Annotated in this window: 11 protein-coding genes; 6 read left to right on the top strand and 5 right to left on the bottom strand. The window is 39.4% G+C overall.

Annotation, left to right across the window (positions count from 1 at the left end; translation table 11 throughout):
• Window positions 1-36: 36 nt before the first annotated feature.
• Window positions 37-456 (top strand): secondary thiamine-phosphate synthase enzyme YjbQ, encoded by a 420-nt coding sequence (locus tag A9267_RS01570; RefSeq protein ID WP_065107996.1) that lies wholly within the window; start codon window positions 37-39, stop codon window positions 454-456.
• A gap of 123 nt (window positions 457-579) precedes the next feature.
• On the opposite strand, the gene A9267_RS01565 is transcribed toward A9267_RS01570, so the two are convergent.
• The 4 genes from A9267_RS01565 to A9267_RS01550 form a co-directional block, all read right to left on the bottom strand.
• The gene (locus A9267_RS01565; protein WP_065107995.1) at window positions 580-2,835 is read right to left on the bottom strand and encodes an EAL domain-containing protein; all 2,256 of its coding nucleotides are present in this window, start codon (window positions 2,833-2,835) and stop codon (window positions 580-582) included.
• 259 nt (window positions 2,836-3,094) lie between these two features.
• Entirely contained in the window at window positions 3,095-4,312 is a 1,218-nt protein-coding gene (locus A9267_RS01560; protein ID WP_055026021.1) for an RsmB/NOP family class I SAM-dependent RNA methyltransferase, read from the bottom strand.
• Between the two features lie 191 nt (window positions 4,313-4,503).
• Window positions 4,504-5,772: a sugar MFS transporter gene (locus A9267_RS01555; RefSeq protein ID WP_065107994.1), complete on the bottom strand. Its 1,269-nt coding sequence runs from the start codon at window positions 5,770-5,772 to the stop codon at window positions 4,504-4,506.
• A 78-nt stretch (window positions 5,773-5,850) separates the two neighbouring features.
• The gene (locus tag A9267_RS01550; RefSeq protein WP_065107993.1) at window positions 5,851-7,479 is read right to left on the bottom strand and encodes an alpha-glucosidase family protein; all 1,629 of its coding nucleotides are present in this window, start codon (window positions 7,477-7,479) and stop codon (window positions 5,851-5,853) included.
• Window positions 7,480-7,983: 504 nt separating this feature from the next.
• Between A9267_RS01550 and A9267_RS01545 the strand changes: the two genes are divergently transcribed.
• The 4 genes from A9267_RS01545 (at window position 7,984) to A9267_RS01530 (ending at window position 16,307) form a co-directional block, all read left to right on the top strand.
• Complete coding sequence (locus A9267_RS01545; protein WP_065107992.1) at window positions 7,984-10,704, top strand: TonB-dependent receptor; 2,721 nt, start codon at window positions 7,984-7,986, stop codon at window positions 10,702-10,704.
• A gap of 114 nt (window positions 10,705-10,818) precedes the next feature.
• Window positions 10,819-12,315, top strand: coding sequence for a tryptophan halogenase family protein (locus A9267_RS01540; protein WP_065107991.1), 1,497 nt, complete (start codon window positions 10,819-10,821; stop codon window positions 12,313-12,315).
• A 56-nt stretch (window positions 12,316-12,371) separates the two neighbouring features.
• On the top strand, window positions 12,372-14,267 hold the full coding sequence (locus tag A9267_RS01535) for a glycoside hydrolase family 13 protein (protein ID WP_065107990.1): 1,896 nt from the start codon (window positions 12,372-12,374) through the stop codon (window positions 14,265-14,267).
• A 63-nt stretch (window positions 14,268-14,330) separates the two neighbouring features.
• Window positions 14,331-16,307 (top strand): alpha-amylase family glycosyl hydrolase, encoded by a 1,977-nt coding sequence (locus A9267_RS01530; RefSeq protein ID WP_082972157.1) that lies wholly within the window; start codon window positions 14,331-14,333, stop codon window positions 16,305-16,307.
• A 73-nt stretch (window positions 16,308-16,380) separates the two neighbouring features.
• Here A9267_RS01530 and A9267_RS01525 read toward each other — a convergent pair whose 3' ends face one another.
• The gene (locus A9267_RS01525) at window positions 16,381-17,040 is read right to left on the bottom strand and encodes a TorD/DmsD family molecular chaperone (protein WP_065107989.1); all 660 of its coding nucleotides are present in this window, start codon (window positions 17,038-17,040) and stop codon (window positions 16,381-16,383) included.
• A 180-nt stretch (window positions 17,041-17,220) separates the two neighbouring features.
• On the opposite strand from A9267_RS01525, the gene A9267_RS01520 reads away from it, so the two are divergent.
• Complete coding sequence (locus A9267_RS01520; protein WP_065107988.1) at window positions 17,221-17,664, top strand: hypothetical protein; 444 nt, start codon at window positions 17,221-17,223, stop codon at window positions 17,662-17,664.
• Window positions 17,665-17,715: the final 51 nt, after the last annotated feature.

The raw sequence follows: 17,715 nt of genomic DNA, 5'->3' as shown, positions 1-17,715 counted from the left end.
ATTTGGACTCATTTTTACCATTTCAGTGATTAAGTTATGTGGCTACAAAAGCAAGTACAACTCGCATCAAAAACACGTGGATTTCATATCGTCACAGACGAAATTCTCAATCAAATCCCCGAACTTAATCAGCTAAAAGTTGGTTTAATGCATGTCTTTTTACAACACACTTCCGCTTCCATCACAATCAATGAAAATGCAGATCCAAGTGTAAGGCAAGATTTTGAATCTTACTTCAACCGTGTCGCTGCAGAAAATGAGCCTTATTATATTCATACCTATGAAGGCAGTGACGACATGCCCGCTCATTTAAAGTCTAGCTTATTAGGTTGCCAAGTAACCATACCGATTAAAAATGGCCAACTTGAGCTAGGCACCTGGCAAGGAATATATCTTGGAGAACATCGTAACCATGGCGGACGTCGGCGTTTACTGGTTACTATAAATGGTGAGTAAGATGTCTGATAGTCATCGAAAGCGGTGTTATATCGATTTTATAAGGCGACATATCACAGTTAAATAACATCAAGTATTAAGGGTTATCTAAGCTTAGTTTATTTCAGTATTTATTTAGTTAGCTTAAGAGCAAAATTGTTTTTCAACTAATGCTAAAAACTCCTGTTGCGGCATTGGTTTATAAAAAAAGTAACCTTGAATATCGTCGACTTTTTGCGTTTTAACGAAATCTAACTGAGTTTGTGTTTCAACGCCTTCAGCTGTAACAGTTAACTCTAAAGCATTACTCATACTCGCAATGGCTTCTACTAATGCTTTATGCCGTGCGCCCTGTTCAATTTTTTGGATAAACGCTTTATCAATTTTTATCTGATCAACTGGGAAGTTGGCAAGATAAGATAACGATGAGTAACCAGTGCCGAAGTCATCGACCGATATTTTAATTCCCCACTCCCTTAATCGTATGAGTAAGGTTTCAATATTTTGATGCTGGTCCATCATTAGCGACTCGGTAATTTCCAAGGTTAATAACTCAAACGGAAATGCGGTCTTGCATGATTGTTCACTGCAGGATTTGATTGAATCAATAAATTGATGTTGTAACTCATCATTTAAGAATTCGCAGGTCGATACATTGACCGACAGTGCAATAGGCGTATTTTGTTCAACAAATTGATTAATCAGCTTGATGGCTTTTTCTCTAACCCACTTTCCAATTGGTACGATTAAACCCGAATGCTCAGCTATGGGAATAAACTCCTCAGGTGACACAAACTCACCGTGAAGCTTCCAGCGCAATAGAATCTCAGCCTTAGCAATATGAGTATTTTGAGTCGACACTATTGGCTGAAAGTACAATTCAAACCCTTGCTCATTTAATGCCTTAGTCATCTCCATTTGCAAATAAGCGGTACGTTCAGCATTTTGCTGCATTGTCTTATTAAAAAACTGATAACCGTTACGACCGGTTAACTTAACGTCATACATCGCTTGGCTGGCACAATTGACCAAAGATTCAACAATGGTAGAGTCTTCAGGGTATCGAGAAATACCAATACTAATAGAGGGGTGAACTTGTTGATTATCTATATTAATTTTATCAGTCACCACTTGGTTGATATCTTTGGCAATGCTGATTAGATCTGAGGTAGAGATTTTGCCAGGAATGAATAAACCAAATTCATCACCCGCGATTCTAGCTAATAAGCCATTTGAAGGAGCGACATTGGCTAAACGGTTTGATACTTCTTTTAGTAATACGTCGCCATTTTCATGTCCCAAACTATCGTTAATCTGTTTGAAATTATCAATATCCATTAATAGAACACTACAAGCCGCCCCTTTTTGATGGGTACGCTCTATTTGCCAAACATAGTCATAGATTTTATCTAAGAAACAACGACGATTAGCTAAACTCGTTAATGCATCGTTATTTGCTTGAAAATGGATCAAACGATTTGCATTTTTGTGCTCGCTAATATCAGTAATAAGCCAAGAAAAACAATTCTGTTCACCATGATAATCCCTGAAAGTGGTGACCGTAACATCAGCATCAAAGGTTTGCCCATTTCGCTTATAAGCAAGTAACTCACCTTGCCAAGTATTGCCACGATGAATGTTCTTCAGCATTGACTCCAGTACTACCGGATCGGATTGCTCAAAAAAAACATTAGGATCGAAACATTGCTTGTCAGCAGTAAAGTCTCTCGTGATGGTTTTGAACATAGGGTTAACGGACAAAATTGAATGTTCATCATTGGTGATAATCAAGCCCATTGGCAGTTTATTAAATATACGGCTAGTTAATCGTTGTAAATGCAGCCCCTGACTACGCTCTATGGCAAGGCTTCCAAGCTTTGCAGCTTCTTGTATTAACTCAAGATCAACGCCAGCAGGAGATTTAATCGTATCGTAATACATGGCAAAAGTACCAAGTACATTGCCATGGGTATCGATAATAGGCTCTGACCAACACGCTTTTAACCCTGCTTTAAGCGGTAGTTCTTTATAGGCGGCCCAATTGGGGTGATTTGCAATATCTTCAACAATGACACGTTTTTTGGTTGCAGCAGCAGCGCCGCATGAACCAACATCAATACCGATTTCAACACCATGAATTGCTTGGTTATATTCTTCAGGTAAACTTGGAGCAGCACCAGTCAGTAATCTTTTTTTATCATTGCTTAGCAATAATACTGAGGCTTTAGTACCGATTTTTTGCGCTTCTATGGAAAGGACTAATGAATGGAGGATTTCTCTGAGTGGTGACCCATCTAAAACCATAGAAAGTATCGTACTATAACGCACGATACTTGATGAACGATGACTTAGTACGGCATGTTCTTCAATATTCATTGGTTGAAATTGGGCACTTTCCATAGAGCTCCTTAGCATTACAGCTAGCCTACAATACTAGTTTTTATTTTTAATTTACTGTTGAGATTATTCATAAAAACAAAGAAGATCAACCAAAGTATTACTAAAATTTAACATCTCTATCTGGGACAAACACCTAGCTAGTATGATTCTCTTACAAAAATATGCTTTGGTATATTTTGTTCTTAGAAGAACAAAAAAAGCAGTAATGTCTGCTAACATGACTGCTTTGATAACTTGTTTTAAATTAAAACAACTGAGTTTACGCTTCGCTAACGCGTTCCATTCTCGCTAAGTAAAAACCATCAAACCCGTGCTCTGAAACTAAAATTTCTTCATCATCGATAAAGCTAAAATGCGGGTTAGCGGCTAAAAATGCATCGACTTGATTACGATTTTCATCAGGCATAATTGAGCAAGTTGCATAAACCAATATACCGCCAACTTTCACCATTCTGCTGTAGCTTTGCAAAATATCTTTCTGTAATTCCATTAGAATAGGTAAACGTTCAGGCGTATCTCGCCATTTTGCATCTGGATTACGTTTTAACACACCTAAACCAGAGCATGGTACGTCTAACAGTACGCGATCAGCCGTTAACTTTAGGCGTTTAATTGTTTTACTGCTGGCAATAATTCGAGTCTCAACATTGTGAGCACCTGCTCTTCTCGCACGTGCTTTTAAATTGTCGAGTTTCCATTGTTCAACGTCCATTGCTAGCAAACGGCCTTTACCTTGCATTTGCGCTGCAATATGTAAGGTTTTACCACCAGCGCCAGCGCAAGCATCTACAACACGCATCCCCGGTTTAGCGTCGACTGCTGCTGCAACTAATTGAGAACCCGCATCTTGTTGCTCAAAAAAACCTTCTTTGAACGCTGCCGTTTTAAATAATGCTGAATCAGATCGCACTTCTAATGCACTCTCAACACCTTCGACTTCGTTGGTTGCTACCAGCTCTTTTGTTAAACGTTGCTTTAACTCTTCACGACTCGCTTTTAAACTATTCGCTCGAATATAACGTTTTGGAGGCATTGCTAATGCAGCACGCTCAGCTGGCCATTTTTCGCCAAGTTGCGCAGCGCCAATATCATCTAACCATTCAGGACAACCGTCCCACAATGCTGGTTTAGTTTTCGCTTCAGCGAGTTTCTGCGCAAAATCGTCTTGATCAACGGGTAAAGCATATTCCATTTTCGGTAGATCTAATTCATGAAACAAATGCCAGCCATTTAATAATTTCGAGCCCATACGTTCGATATCAGAAGCTTGTATATCTACAAGTTCACAATATAAGTTTAATCGACGCAGGATATCGCCCGTTACCGTTGTAATTCGCGCAAGCTCTGCTGGCGGTAATTGGCGGCCTGAGAAATTGTGAGAGTATGCTCTATCTAATGGTTTACCATCAGTTAACACCATGGTTAGCACATCGATTACCAGCTCAGAAGAACTGCCAGAAAGTGGAAAAGTCAGCATTGAAAATCTCACAGAATTATGGAAAAGAAATTTATATAGGAAAAGCGGATGGATCATAGGAGCTATCAGGCTGTAGCGCAAGTATTGATTATGATTTATCAGGCTTTAAGCCGAATTAACAAGGCCTAAGTAGAAAACTAAAAAGCAGCCATAAGGCTGCTTGTTAGTTACGACATAATTATCTAACTGAATTATGACATCTGAGCGCCTTTAGCACCGTAAAATACGATAAAAGCATAACAAACAACAGGCAATATAAATGCTGGTTGAATGCCCATTGAATCAGCCATGACACCTTGCAATAAAGGAATGATTGCACCACCAACAATAGCTAAACACAATATACCACTGCCTTGTGACGTGTGCGGCCCTAAATCTCTTAGTGCTAAACTGAAAATGGTCGGGAACATAATTGAATTAAATAACCCCACGGCTAAAATGGCATACATAGCAACTTCACCGCTGGTATACATTGYCACTAACACCAATATTGCGGCAACCAAACCATTAAAGGCTAATACTTTACCTGCAGCAATTTTTTGCATTACAGCAGAACCGATAAAGCGCCCTACCATAGCTCCGCCCCAATAATAGGTAATGTATTTAGCAGCATCGGCTTCTTGTAAGCCAACAATGTGCTCTTCACCTAAAAAGTTAACTAAAAAGCTACCAATAGAGACTTCAGCACCAACATAAACAAAAATACCCACTGCACCTAATACTAGATGTAAGCTTTGTACCGCACTGGTTTTGCCTTTATAGCTCACTTCACCTGTGGTTTCTTGTTCTACGTGCTCTTCAATAACGGGTAAAGACAGTTTGGCAAAAATAATTGCTAAAATGGCTAGAGTGGCCGAAAGAAACAGATACGGCATTTTAACGACTTCAGCTTCGGCTTGAGCATGACTCATTTCCCCAACGGCACCTGTAGCGACCGATAAAATCAAGATAGCGCCAAAGTATGGCGCAACTGTCGTGCCTAGCGCATTGAAAGCTTGGGTTAAATTAAGACGGCTAGAAGCTGTTTCTTCGCTCCCAAGTGCATTTACATAAGGATTAGCAGCAACTTGTAAAATAGTAATCCCTGATGCCAATACAAAAAGTGCCCCTAAAAACAAACCATAAACGGCTAAATCAGCTGCAGGGTAAAACAACGCACAACCGAAGCTTGCAATAACTAATCCAGTAACGATACCGCGCTGGTAGCCGAGTTTTTTGACTAACTTACCCGCAGGTAAAGACACTAAAAAGTAAGCACCAAAAAAACAGAATTGAATCAGCATAGCTTCGGTATAGCTTAATGAAAATACAGCCTTTAAGTGCGGGATTAAAATGTCGTTAAGACACGTGATAAATCCCCACATGAAAAAGAGTGAGGTCAGCGAAACCAATGCAAACCGGTATTTTCCATCACCTGAATGGCTAACGGTCGTATTAGAACTAGAGATAGTAGAGGCCATATTCTTGTTACTCTTGTTATTGTGTAATGGTTGTAAATTGAATATATGAACAGCGATCGTGAGATCGCTATTTAAGATTTAATCAATCACAGCGAAGAAACAGTTAAATGCATCGAGAAAAACGCGATTGTTTTTATCTACAACTGCACTCGCCAAACCATGGTCAGTAATGACTTGGTTAATTGTAAAGTTCGAAACATCAAACTCGTGAGTTTTATTTGCCAGGTTAAATACCACTAACAAGGTTTGTGTTTCGAAATGACGTGTGAAAGCAAGAATAGGTTCACTGCTATCAATAAACTTAATGTCACCTGCAATTAATGCAGGGAAATCTTTGCGCCAAGCTAAGAAATGACGATATGCGTGTAAAGTTGAATTGCTATTTTGTTCCTGAACATCGACAGCTAACTGTTTGTGGACATCAGGTATGGGTAACCATGTTTGCTTACTTTGACTGAACCCTGCTTGCAAATGGGCATGATCCCAAGGCATAGGCGTACGACAACCATCTCGACCTTTAAACATTGGCCAGAATGTAATACCGAACGGGTCTTGTAATTGCTCATATTCAATAGGCGCTTCAGTTAAGCCCAGTTCTTCACCTTGGTAACTACACACACTGCCGCGAAGTGAAAACAACAAGCCATTTAGCATTTTGACTAAGTCAGGGTTCGCTTCACCTTTGCCCCATCGTGTCGCAACACGTTGAACGTCATGATTACCAATAGCCCAACAAGGCCACCCATTTCCAATACTGGCTTCTAATTCTTCAACTGTTTGACGTATATAAGCAGCACTGAAATCATTGGTGAGTAATTCAAAGCTATATGCCATGTGTAAACGATCGTCACCTTGAGTATATTCTGCCATCGTCGCAAGTGAATCTTCAGATGAGACTTCACCTAAGGTCACTGCACCAGGATACTTATTGATCAATGCACGTAAGTCTTCGATAAAACCAACCGTTTGTGGGCGAGTATTATTATAATAATGGTACTGATACGCGTAAGGGTTATCTTCGCTGAAGCCTCGGCCTTGGCGTTGATCTTTAGGTTTTGCAGGGTTATCACGAAGCTGTTCATCATGGTAACAGAAGGTAATGGCATCTAAACGGAAACCATCGACGCCTTTTTTAAGCCAAAACTCCACATTATCTAGAACCGCTTTTCTCACTTCTGTGTTATGAAAGTTAAGATCTGGCTGACTTTTAAGAAAGTTATGCAAATAATACTGCTGACGACGTGGTTCCCACTCCCAAGCACAACCACCAAAGATAGCTAGCCAGTTATTAGGTGCCGTTCCATCCTCTTGTGGATCTGCCCAAACATACCAATCCGATTTATCATTATCACGGCTTAATTTACTTTGCTTAAACCACGCATGTTCATCTGAGGTATGACTCAATACTTGATCAATAACCACTTTAATATTTAATTTGTGCGCTTTGGCGATTAACTCATCAAAGTCATTCATGGTGCCAAACATAGGATCAACATCGAGATAATCACTAATATCGTAACCAAAGTCTTTCATTGGAGACTTAAAAAAAGGAGATATCCATATCGCATCAACATTTAAGCTAGCAATGTAATCAAGTTTCGCAATAATTCCCTGTAAATCGCCTACTCCGTCGCCATTGGAATCCATTAAGCTTCGTGGATATACCTGGTATATCACTCCACCGCGCCACCATGATAACTGACTCATTGCACACCCTCTGTAATAAGAGAATTAACTATTAAACAACTTAGACATAGTTAACTCTTTGTTGCGACCCAGTAACGAGCCGTCATTATTATTTAATTGACTCGAGGATACGTGAATATGGAAATCAGGTTCAATAGAGCTGCATACGTATGCAAAGAATTAATACAAATTTTAAAAATACAAAACCACAAGTTAAGTGCTACAATTCAACAACTTAATTAATCAGCAACAAGACTTTTGAATGTTAATTAAAAGTAAAAAAACGGCCTTTTTTAGCCTGCATAACCTTTGAATACGTATGCATAACGTTGTCGTAGAAAGAATGCTAGGAGTAGTATCTTCACTGTTCCGCAACAAAACGGACATATACCTCAGCGCTTATGCAGTCATTTAAGCAAGCTGAAGGAAATACTATAAAGACTGTAAATATAAATAATAGAAATCTAGCAGCCCAACCTTACACATTAATTAAGGGCTGCTGGCCATTCAGAAGGGGAAAGATGGATGTCGCTATTTAAACCAAGCTTACTAACGTTAGCAATGGTTGCTGCCAGTACAAGTATGTACGGTTACGCAGCTGAAGCAGAAGAAGCCGCTACTGCAGATGAATCAATTGAGGTGTTAAAAGTCACCGGTATTCGTCGAAGCTTACAAGAATCTCAATCATTAAAAATGTCTTCTTCATCAATTGTTGAAGCGATTTCAGCTGAAGATATCGGTAAATTACCTGATGTCAGTATTGCAGAATCACTTGCACGTCTGCCTGGTGTATCAGCACAGCGTCTTGATGGCCGTGCTAACGTTATCTCTATTCGTGGTATGGGCCCTGACTTCACAACTGCAACATTAAATGGCCGTGAACAGGCTTCTGTTAACGACAACCGTGGAGTTGAATTCGACCAATACCCTTCTGAATTATTAAATCGTGTTGTGGTTTATAAAACGCCAGATGCATCAGTAATGGCTCAGGCTATCGGTGGTACAGTCGATATGCAAACCATTAGTCCGCTAGCACACGGCGAGCAAACATTCGCAATTGGTTTACGTGGCGAAATGAACGATCTAGGCGCATTAAATAGCGGCTCAGATGACACTGGTTACCGTGGCAGCATTTCATACATTGACCAATTTGCAGATGATACTATCGGTATTGCATTAGGTTATGCTCGTATGATGTCACCTAACCAAGAAGAACGCTGGCAGGCTTGGGGTTACCCTGAAAATGATGCTGGTGATAGTGTGTTAGGTGGTGCTAAGCCATTTGTTCGTTCATCAGAGCTTGAGCGTGATGGTGTTCTAGCGGTATTCGAATATGCTCCAAATGATTTTTACCACACAACGGTTGATCTTTATTACTCAAAATTTACTGATGATCAGCGATTACGTGGTATTGAGATCCCAGCAGCATGGGGCGCTAATGGCGGTGTGGAAGCCACTAATACTGAAGATGGTTTGGTAACTGAAGGCATTATTCGTGGCGCTGAAGTTGTTGTTCGTAATGACGTCAATAAGCGTGATGCTGAATCTTTATCTGTAGGGTGGAATAATAAATTTTTCCTAAATGATAACTGGTCTGTTGAAGCTGATGTTGCTTTGTCAAAAGCAGAACGTACTGATATCGGTATGGAAAGCTACAGTGGTACAGGTCGTGGTACTGGTGTTGGTGCCGTTGATGATTTAGGCTTCGCCTACAATGGCAGTGGTGGTTATAACTTCACTCACAATTTAGATTACTCAGATCCAAACGTTATCAAACTAGGTGATCCACTTGGTTGGGGTAGCCCGTTAGGCGCAAACACTCAAGACGGCTTTATTAACAAACCAGAGATTGAAGATGAATTAAAATCTTTCCGTTTGAGTGCTGAATATGTATTTGATGATGGTGCATTCCGTAGTATTGAATTTGGTGTAAACCGTACAGATCGTGATAAAACCAAGTTAGATAAAGGTTACTACTTAACCTTAAAAGGTTATGACGGTACAGACCCAAACTATGTAATGACAGTACCTGATCAGTATTTACTGAGCCCTACTTCTCTTGATTTCTTCGGTATGGGCGACGTATTAAGCTATGATTCTCTAGCTTTTTATAACGACGGTAATTACACAGAAACTGATGTAGCAAATGTTGACTTATCTCGTGCCACTAACTCTTGGGGCGTTTACGAAGAGATTTCTACTGCTTACATTATGGCTAATATTGAAAGCGAGTTATTTGACCTACCACTAACAGGTAACTTTGGTATTCAAGCGGTACATACAGATCAAACTTCAGACGGTACTGTTGCAACAGTTGAAAACGGTGAAGTAGTCGTTACTCCACGTACGGCAGGTGACGATTATTTAGAATGGTTACCAAGCGTCAACTTAGGTTTAGAAGTTGCTGAAGGACAAATGCTTCGTTTTGCAGCTGCACGTACATTAACTCGTGCACGAATGGACAAAATGAATGCAAACGTTAACTTTAGCTACAATGAAAACCCTAATGACGGAGTAAACTGGTCTGGTGGTGCAGGTAATCCTGAACTTCGTCCATGGTTAGCTCGTCAGTACGATTTGAGTTATGAAAACTACTTCAGTGATCAAGGTTACTTTGCCATAGCAGTATTCTATAAAGATTTAGAAAACTATGTCTATGACCAACAGTCAGCATTTGATTTCAGTACTATCTTGCCGCAAAACCCAGGCGATAACCCTATTGGCATCGTAACTCAGCCACAAAATGGTGACGGCGGTTATGTACAAGGTATCGAGGCTTCTTTCTCACTAGATTTTGGCTTCTTTGCTGATGCATTAACAGGTTTTGGTACGGTTATGAGTGGTTCTTATAACGACAGTGAAGTAAAAGAAACACCAGACAGCGATCCTACTACTTTACCAGGTCTTTCTGAGAAAACATTTAATGCGACTGTGTACTACGAAAACTCTGGATTTGAAGCACGTGTTAGCTCTCGCTACCGTAGTGACTTCTTAGGTGAAGTCACCGCAATTAGTTTGACGCGTCAAAACGTGAACATCAAAGCTGAAACTGTGGTTGATGCTCAAGTGGGTTATGACTTCTCTGAAAGCGGTATTGATGCCCTTTATGGTTTATCTGTACTTTTCCAAGTGAATAACTTAACCAATGAGCCATTCACATCTTATACAGGTGAAGATGCACGTCATGTTCGTGATTATCAAAATTACGGTCGTAACTACATGCTAGGCGCTAACTATAAGTTCTAATTAAGGCGCTTTTGTCTCGTTAGTAACATTGAAAGAGCCCCTGTAACCTGTTACAGGGGCTCTTTATTATTCCATAATCTGTTTATTACAACCGGCAAATAAAAGGCGATTACTATGAATAAAAATAAAATAAAAGACATTGTAATTGTTGGAGGCGGTACTTCTGGTTGGATGACCGCAGCCATGTTAATCAAACTATTTAAGGCTCAACTTAACATCACATTGATTGAGTCAGAGTCCATTGGCACCATTGGTGTCGGTGAAGCGACCATCCCTCCTCTTCAAATATTCAATAGCGTCCTTGGAATCAACGAGGCTGACTTTATTAAGCAAACCCAAGCGAGTTTTAAACTAGGAATCCAATTTGAGAATTGGGGTAAGGATAAAGACAGCTACATGCATGCTTTTGGCAATATTGGCAAGGATATTGGCTACACTCAATTTCATCATTATTGGTTAAAGTCCTCGCCTCAAAATGCTCATTCATTTTGGGATTACTCACTCAACTATCAAGCTGCTACTGAGAATAAATTTGCTCCTATAGACACAATTAAGGGCTCTCCTCTTGCTGGAATAACGCATGCGTATCATTTTGATGCATCTCTTTATGCCCAAATGCTAAGGCAATATAGTGAAAACTTATCAGTAAAACGTCTTGAAGGATTCATTAGCTCAGTACAGCTTAAGCAAGAAGGCGACATTCAATCGGTTACTCTTAAAGATGACCAGGTCATTAACGGCGATTTGTTCATTGATTGTTCCGGGTTTGCAGCACTATTGATAGCACAGCAATTAAATGTCGGTTACGAGAATTGGCAACATTGGCTGCCGTGTGATAGTGCTTACGCAGTGCCATGTGAGCGCAGTGAGCCATTAGTCCCCTACACTCGCTCAATAGCTCATAAAGCAGGATGGCAATGGCGCATACCATTACAACATCGAACCGGAAATGGGTTGGTTTATAGCAGTCAGCATATAACAGATGATGAAGCTAAATCGTTATTGCTCAACAATTTAGATGGAAAAACACTTGCTGAGCCCAAAAAGATAAGCTTTACAACAGGAAGGCGTGAAAAGCAGTGGCATAAAAACTGTGTTGCTATTGGTCTTTCCAGTGGGTTCCTTGAGCCCCTTGAATCAACCAGTTTACATTTAGTTCAGTCTGCAATAATTCGATTAACAAAGTTCTTCCCACATCAAGGTATTCAACAATCCAGCGTTGACGAATATAACCGTCAATCAAAGTTGGAGTTTGAACAGATTCGTGACTTTATCATTTTACATTATCACGTGAATCAACGAAGCAGTTCATCCAATAAAACTGACTTATGGCAACAATGTCGTGATATGCCAATACCTGCATCATTACAGCAAAAAATTGACTGTTTCAGAACAACGGGAACAGTCACTCGATATCAAGATGAACTGTTTACAGAAGCGGCTTGGATCCAGGTCTTACTTGGCCAAGGGGTGACACCAAAAGATTATAACCCACTCGCTAACAATATTAACCAAAATGATCTCACTGAGTTTTTAAGTAATGTAAAACAGATCATTTCTGGTGCAGTTACTAATATGCCAACACATAATGACTATATTCAGCGGCTTTAAACGCTATCACCAGTAATCTCATCCCCAAATAAAATATATAAAGCAAGGTTTATAATATGACGGATCAGTTTAAATTAGCTTACCCACTACTAATAAGTTTGCTGTTTTCAGCGCCAGTTGCTTCAGAAGTATCATCATTTTCAGTTGAGCCAGAGTCATGGTGGGCTGGCATGCATAACAACCAACTCCAATTACTGGTTTATGGTGACAATATCGCCAACAAACAAATCAGACTCACCCAAGCTAATGGGGTTAAATTAATTGACGTTCATCAATCTAGTAGCGCTAACCACTTATTTGTCGATCTTGACCTAGCTAACGCCACTCCACAAACCTTAACGTTCGCCATTTATGATAACGATAAACTAGTGCAGCATTTTGATTATCCTATCCTTGCACGTGAGCCAGGATCACGAGACAGACAAGGCTTCAGCAATAAAGATGTCATTTATCTGATAACACCCGACCGTTTCGTTAATGGTAACCCTGATAATGATAACCATCCAGATATGCTCGAAAAAGTTAATCGCGCAGACAAAGATGGTCGACATGGCGGCGATATTATGGGGATCCGTAAATCACTTCCTTACTTGAGCGAATTAGGTGTTACCCAGTTATGGATTAACCCGCTTTTAGAAAATAATCAGCAAAAATATTCATATCATGGTTATTCCACCACTGACTTTTACAACATAGATCCCCGCTTTGGCAGTAACGAAGAATACAAGTCATTAGTCGAAGAAGCGAAGCAGTTCGGAATTGGAATTATTAAAGATGTTATTGTCAATCATATGGGTTCAGGACATCGCTGGATGGCAGATTTTCCAACTTCAACTTGGATAAACGGCCAGCAACAATGGCAACAAAATCCATCTGATATCTTATATACCAGCCATCGACGAACAACAGTACAAGACCCTTACGCACTGAAAAGTGACAGAGCCGAGTTCGAAAACGGATGGTTTACTGACACCATGCCTGACATGAATCAGCATGATCAGTTTATGGCAAATTACCTGATTCAAAATAGCATTTGGTGGGTGGAATATGCAGGGTTAAGTGGGATCCGTGAAGACACCTATTCATACGCCGACAAAACATTTTTAACTCGCTGGTCGAAAGCGATTATGGATGAATATCCAAACTTCAATATTGTCGGTGAAGAATGGACTGCAAACCCGATTACAGTCAGTTACTGGCAAGCGGGAAAACAAAATGCTGATGGTTATTTCTCACATACTCCTAGCATGATGGACTTTCCGCTATATGAAGAAATGATTATAAGCTTTACCGATAAAGAGGACTGGGGAAGCGGCTTAATCACTTTATATGAAATGCTTGCCAATGATGTGATTTATGCCAAACCGACGGATTTAGTCTTATTTGAGGGCAACCATGATACCAACCGCCTATACAGTTTGATGGGTGAAGATTTAGCGACATATAAAATGGCGATGACTTATGTAATGACAAGTAACCGTATTCCACAAATGTTTTATGGAACAGAAGTATTAATGACTAGCCCAACCAAAGACCGAAATGATGGGTTAGTGCGCAGTGATTTCCCTGGCGGCTGGCCAACGGATAAAGCCAATGTATTTGAGCAAACAAACTTAACGCCAGATCAATTAGATGCGCTAACGTTTAATAAGACCTTATTAAACTTTCGTAAAAACTCACTTGCTATCCAACAAGGTACCCTGTCTCATTACGTGCCTAAAGACGGTGTTTACGTGCAAGTAAGACGTTATCAAAAATCTGATAAAAATGAAGATATTCTGATCATATACAACAAGAATGAAAACGCTGTTGAGCTTGATTTAAATCGATTTAGTGAAGTGCTCAGTCAGCATACCTCAGGCGTTGAACTGTTCAGTCAACATTCGTATTCATTAGATAAGCCACTCACTTTACAAGAAAAAGGTGTCATTATCTTAAGCTTATCTAACTAAAAACAAAAATGACTGCAGCGATTAAATTATTCAACTTAACCGCTTCAATAATAAGAGATAATTATGCATCCCCTATCAAGTATTAATAAACCACAACTGCGGACTTCTGTACTCGCCAGCGCACTCGTATTTTTTGCTGCAGGGTGTAGTCACTCCAGCACATCGATTGATAATCACATTGCAGAATCAGAAGATAAGCTTCACGATACAGCACTACACAACACAAGTGCTTTGACTGGAAAGCCAGTCATATATCAAGTCTTCACGCGTTTATATGGTAATACCAATACAACCAATAAACCCTGGGGAACCATAGATGAAAATGGTGTCGGTAAGTTTAGTGATTTTACTGATGTTGCCTTACAAGACATAAAATCACTTGGCACCACGCACGTTTGGTACACAGGTGTGCCCCATCATGCTTTGATCAATGACTACACTGATTATGGGATCAGTAATGATGATCCTGACGTTGTAAAAGGCCGTGCAGGTTCTCCCTATGCAGTAAAAGACTATTATAACGTTAACCCTGATTTAGCTAGTGATCCTGCTAATCGCTTAAATGAGTTTGAATCACTTATATTGCGCACTCACAACAATGGTATGAAAGTGGTTATCGATATCGTGCCGAATCACGTTGCAAGACGCTATGAGTCGATTGATCAATCATCTAGCTTACCTAGTCATCGTAATTTTGGCCAAAACGATGACACTAATGTTGAATACGCTAAAAATAACAACTTTTACTATATTGTAGATCAAGCATTTCAAGTGCCTGACAGTCATCAAGGAAAGCAGCCTTTAGGCGGCGAACGACATCCACTTTCAGATAAAATATTTGAAGAAAGCCCTGCTAAATGGACCGGGAATGGATCGCGATTAGCAAAGCCAGATGCGAATGATTGGTATGAAACTGTAAAAGTTAACTATGGTGTCAAACCTGACGGTAGCTATGACTTCCCTACACTTCCTGAAGGGTTCAATAAAAAGACCCTTGCTGAGCATTATTTGTTTTGGCAATCTCAACTGCCAACAGCCATACCTGATTCATGGATTAAGTTTAAAGACATCACCGAGTTTTGGTTAGCAAAAGGGGTTGATGGTTTTCGCTATGATATGGCAGAGATGGTTCCTGTAGAATTCTGGAGCTATTTGAACAGTAATATTAAACACATCAATCCAGACGCTTTTTTATTAGCCGAAGTCTATAACCCGAGTCTGTATCGTGACTATATTCACCTAGGAAAGATGGATTACCTTTATGATAAGGTCGATTTATACGACACATTAAAAGACATTATTCATGATAAAACTGCTACATCTCAAATAGCTGTTGATCAGGCAAAAGTCGCTGATATTGAAGAGCATATGCTGCACTTTTTAGAGAACCATGACGAACAAAGGATTAATACCAATGATTTTGCTGGTAGTCCTGAAGCAGCCTTACCAGCTATGGTCGTATCGACCACGATTAGCCGTTCACCTACTCTTTTGTATTTCGGTCAAGATGTCGGTGAAAAAGGCGCTGAAAACGCAGGTTTCGGTCAAGCCACACGTACTAGTATCTTTGATTATGTGGGCGTACCAGCGCATCAACGCTGGATGAACAATGGGAAATTTGATGGCGGACAATCAACTGAAGCAGAGAAATCTCTTCGTGCTTACTATCAAACATTGTTAAATTTAAGCCATACTGCATCTGCACTCAATGGCGAATATTTTGAACTAGATACACATAACCGTGATGCATCTGTAGCAACAAAAAATGGTTACTCAGACAAGCTGTTTGCATTTAGCCGTTATGATGAAAACCAATTTATCGTTGTCATCAGCAATTTTAGTCAACAAGAAGCAACTGACTTAACGTTAAGTTTACCTAAAGCCTTGCTTAAAGCAGTAAGCTTAACTGATGGTGTTTATAAGATGACAGATTTGCTAACGACTGAAGAACAGACTGAGATGACGGTTAATCAAGATATTGGCACAATATCGATAACGCTAAAACCATTACAATCTAGTGTGTTAATGATTGAACTATAACGTCTTTCATCATTAATCGTATAAGCCAGATAGCCATGTTATCTGGCTTTTTATTTATATTTATTACAACGACTTATTTATATAACTCAACTTCAACAACGGTAATACTCAGCTCGGCAGTTAACTCAGTCAACAATAGCTTGCTTAACTGCGCTGCTGCACTGTATAAGCCACTATTATCATTATCTATAACCAAGGTTAAAAACCGTTCACTCCAAGGTAAAAGATGTTGGCTCAGTAGCACCTCTGTTCGACTTGTCCCCTCTTCACCTTGGCTAGATGCTGAGCCTGAGACACTATCAAGCTCTAAACAATGCACCAAAGCAACTAACATCAGGCTAAAGTGATCTGTCGGTTCATTATGTTCAAGATTAAAATTAAGATCTTGGAGCTTACAAAAGTCCATAAAGGCAAGCGTTGTATGGTCAAATAAACGATTTTGTTTATTTAAATAGACTGACCCCCAAGGATACGCTAACTTGCCCTTCGGCCTCACAAATAAGGCATTAAAATCTTGTTTAAGCGCTAATAATGGCAGTTGTGATGCTAGCTGTTTAATTTCATCTATTTTTAATAAAGCTAGATCTTGCAAATTCGTTTTATTTGTTATGAATATTGATGTATCGAGTTCAGATAAGGTATTTTTAAATTCTTCATCAGGATTTCGATAAAAAATTTCAGCTAAAATATTAAACATTAACGCTATAGATTTAACGTTATCTGAATTACTCATGTTTATTCCTTATTATTTAATTTACACCATATTATTTCAGGTTATTATTAATATCTGTGATGCATTTCCAGTTATAAAAAGTAATAGCGATGATTTGTAAGCACAGTGATTTAGATCATTATTCAATGCTTAAAAAATTCGTATGATGTTTCAATGCGGTTTATTAATAATAGGTAAACTATGTTAGTCATGAGCTTTAAAGAAAGATGGCGAGCAGCCGAATTGGCCAGTGCTATCGAAAACACCTTAAAGAATGAAGCTGTGTGGTTAGCATCATCTAACCCAGCAAAATCGATAGATGCTATCAGCAGAAAGCTTTCAAGTATGGTAATTAATGACTTCAGACGTGTGGAAACCTTTCCTGAAACCTTAACGGAGTCTGAATTATTAAGCGCTTTTTTTAACGGCTTCAGCGTAGTAATTAATAAAAGTATTAATCAAGAAACCATTACAAAAACCGACTACTCTATCATTGCTTTAGCGAGAGGTTTTGCATTGGATATTGATTTATCCCATGAACAAGCATTATTAGATCAAGCAAGCTCAGTTATTCAAGTTGCAAATAACTGGGATAAGCATATCAGAAATTTAAATCAAAGACGTAATACTCGATTTACTGTGTAATGATTTTTAAAGCTAGTGTATAAATAAACATTAAAAACTTTGTTACCTAAA

Source organism: Shewanella sp. UCD-FRSSP16_17, assembly GCF_001675935.1.
Lineage (GTDB): Bacteria > Pseudomonadota > Gammaproteobacteria > Enterobacterales > Shewanellaceae > Shewanella > Shewanella japonica.
Note: the sequence above shows the minus strand (reverse complement) of the source record. Positions and strands in the feature narration are given on the sequence as shown.

Excerpts from the sequence above, each read along its gene's own strand:
- A9267_RS01570 (WP_065107996.1), top strand. The coding sequence starts at position 37 with ATGTGGCTACAAAAGCAAGTACAACTCGCATCAAAAACACGTGGATTT.
- A9267_RS01565 (WP_065107995.1), bottom strand. The coding sequence starts at position 2,835 with ATGGAAAGTGCCCAATTTCAACCAATGAATATTGAAGAACATGCCGTA.
- A9267_RS01560 (WP_055026021.1), bottom strand. The coding sequence starts at position 4,312 with ATGCTGACTTTTCCACTTTCTGGCAGTTCTTCTGAGCTGGTAATCGAT.
- A9267_RS01550 (WP_065107993.1), bottom strand. The coding sequence starts at position 7,479 with ATGAGTCAGTTATCATGGTGGCGCGGTGGAGTGATATACCAGGTATAT.
- A9267_RS01545 (WP_065107992.1), top strand. The coding sequence starts at position 7,984 with ATGTCGCTATTTAAACCAAGCTTACTAACGTTAGCAATGGTTGCTGCC.
- A9267_RS01540 (WP_065107991.1), top strand. The coding sequence starts at position 10,819 with ATGAATAAAAATAAAATAAAAGACATTGTAATTGTTGGAGGCGGTACT.
- A9267_RS01535 (WP_065107990.1), top strand. The coding sequence starts at position 12,372 with ATGACGGATCAGTTTAAATTAGCTTACCCACTACTAATAAGTTTGCTG.
- A9267_RS01530 (WP_082972157.1), top strand. The coding sequence starts at position 14,331 with ATGCATCCCCTATCAAGTATTAATAAACCACAACTGCGGACTTCTGTA.
- A9267_RS01525 (WP_065107989.1), bottom strand. The coding sequence starts at position 17,040 with ATGAGTAATTCAGATAACGTTAAATCTATAGCGTTAATGTTTAATATT.
- A9267_RS01520 (WP_065107988.1), top strand. The coding sequence starts at position 17,221 with ATGTTAGTCATGAGCTTTAAAGAAAGATGGCGAGCAGCCGAATTGGCC.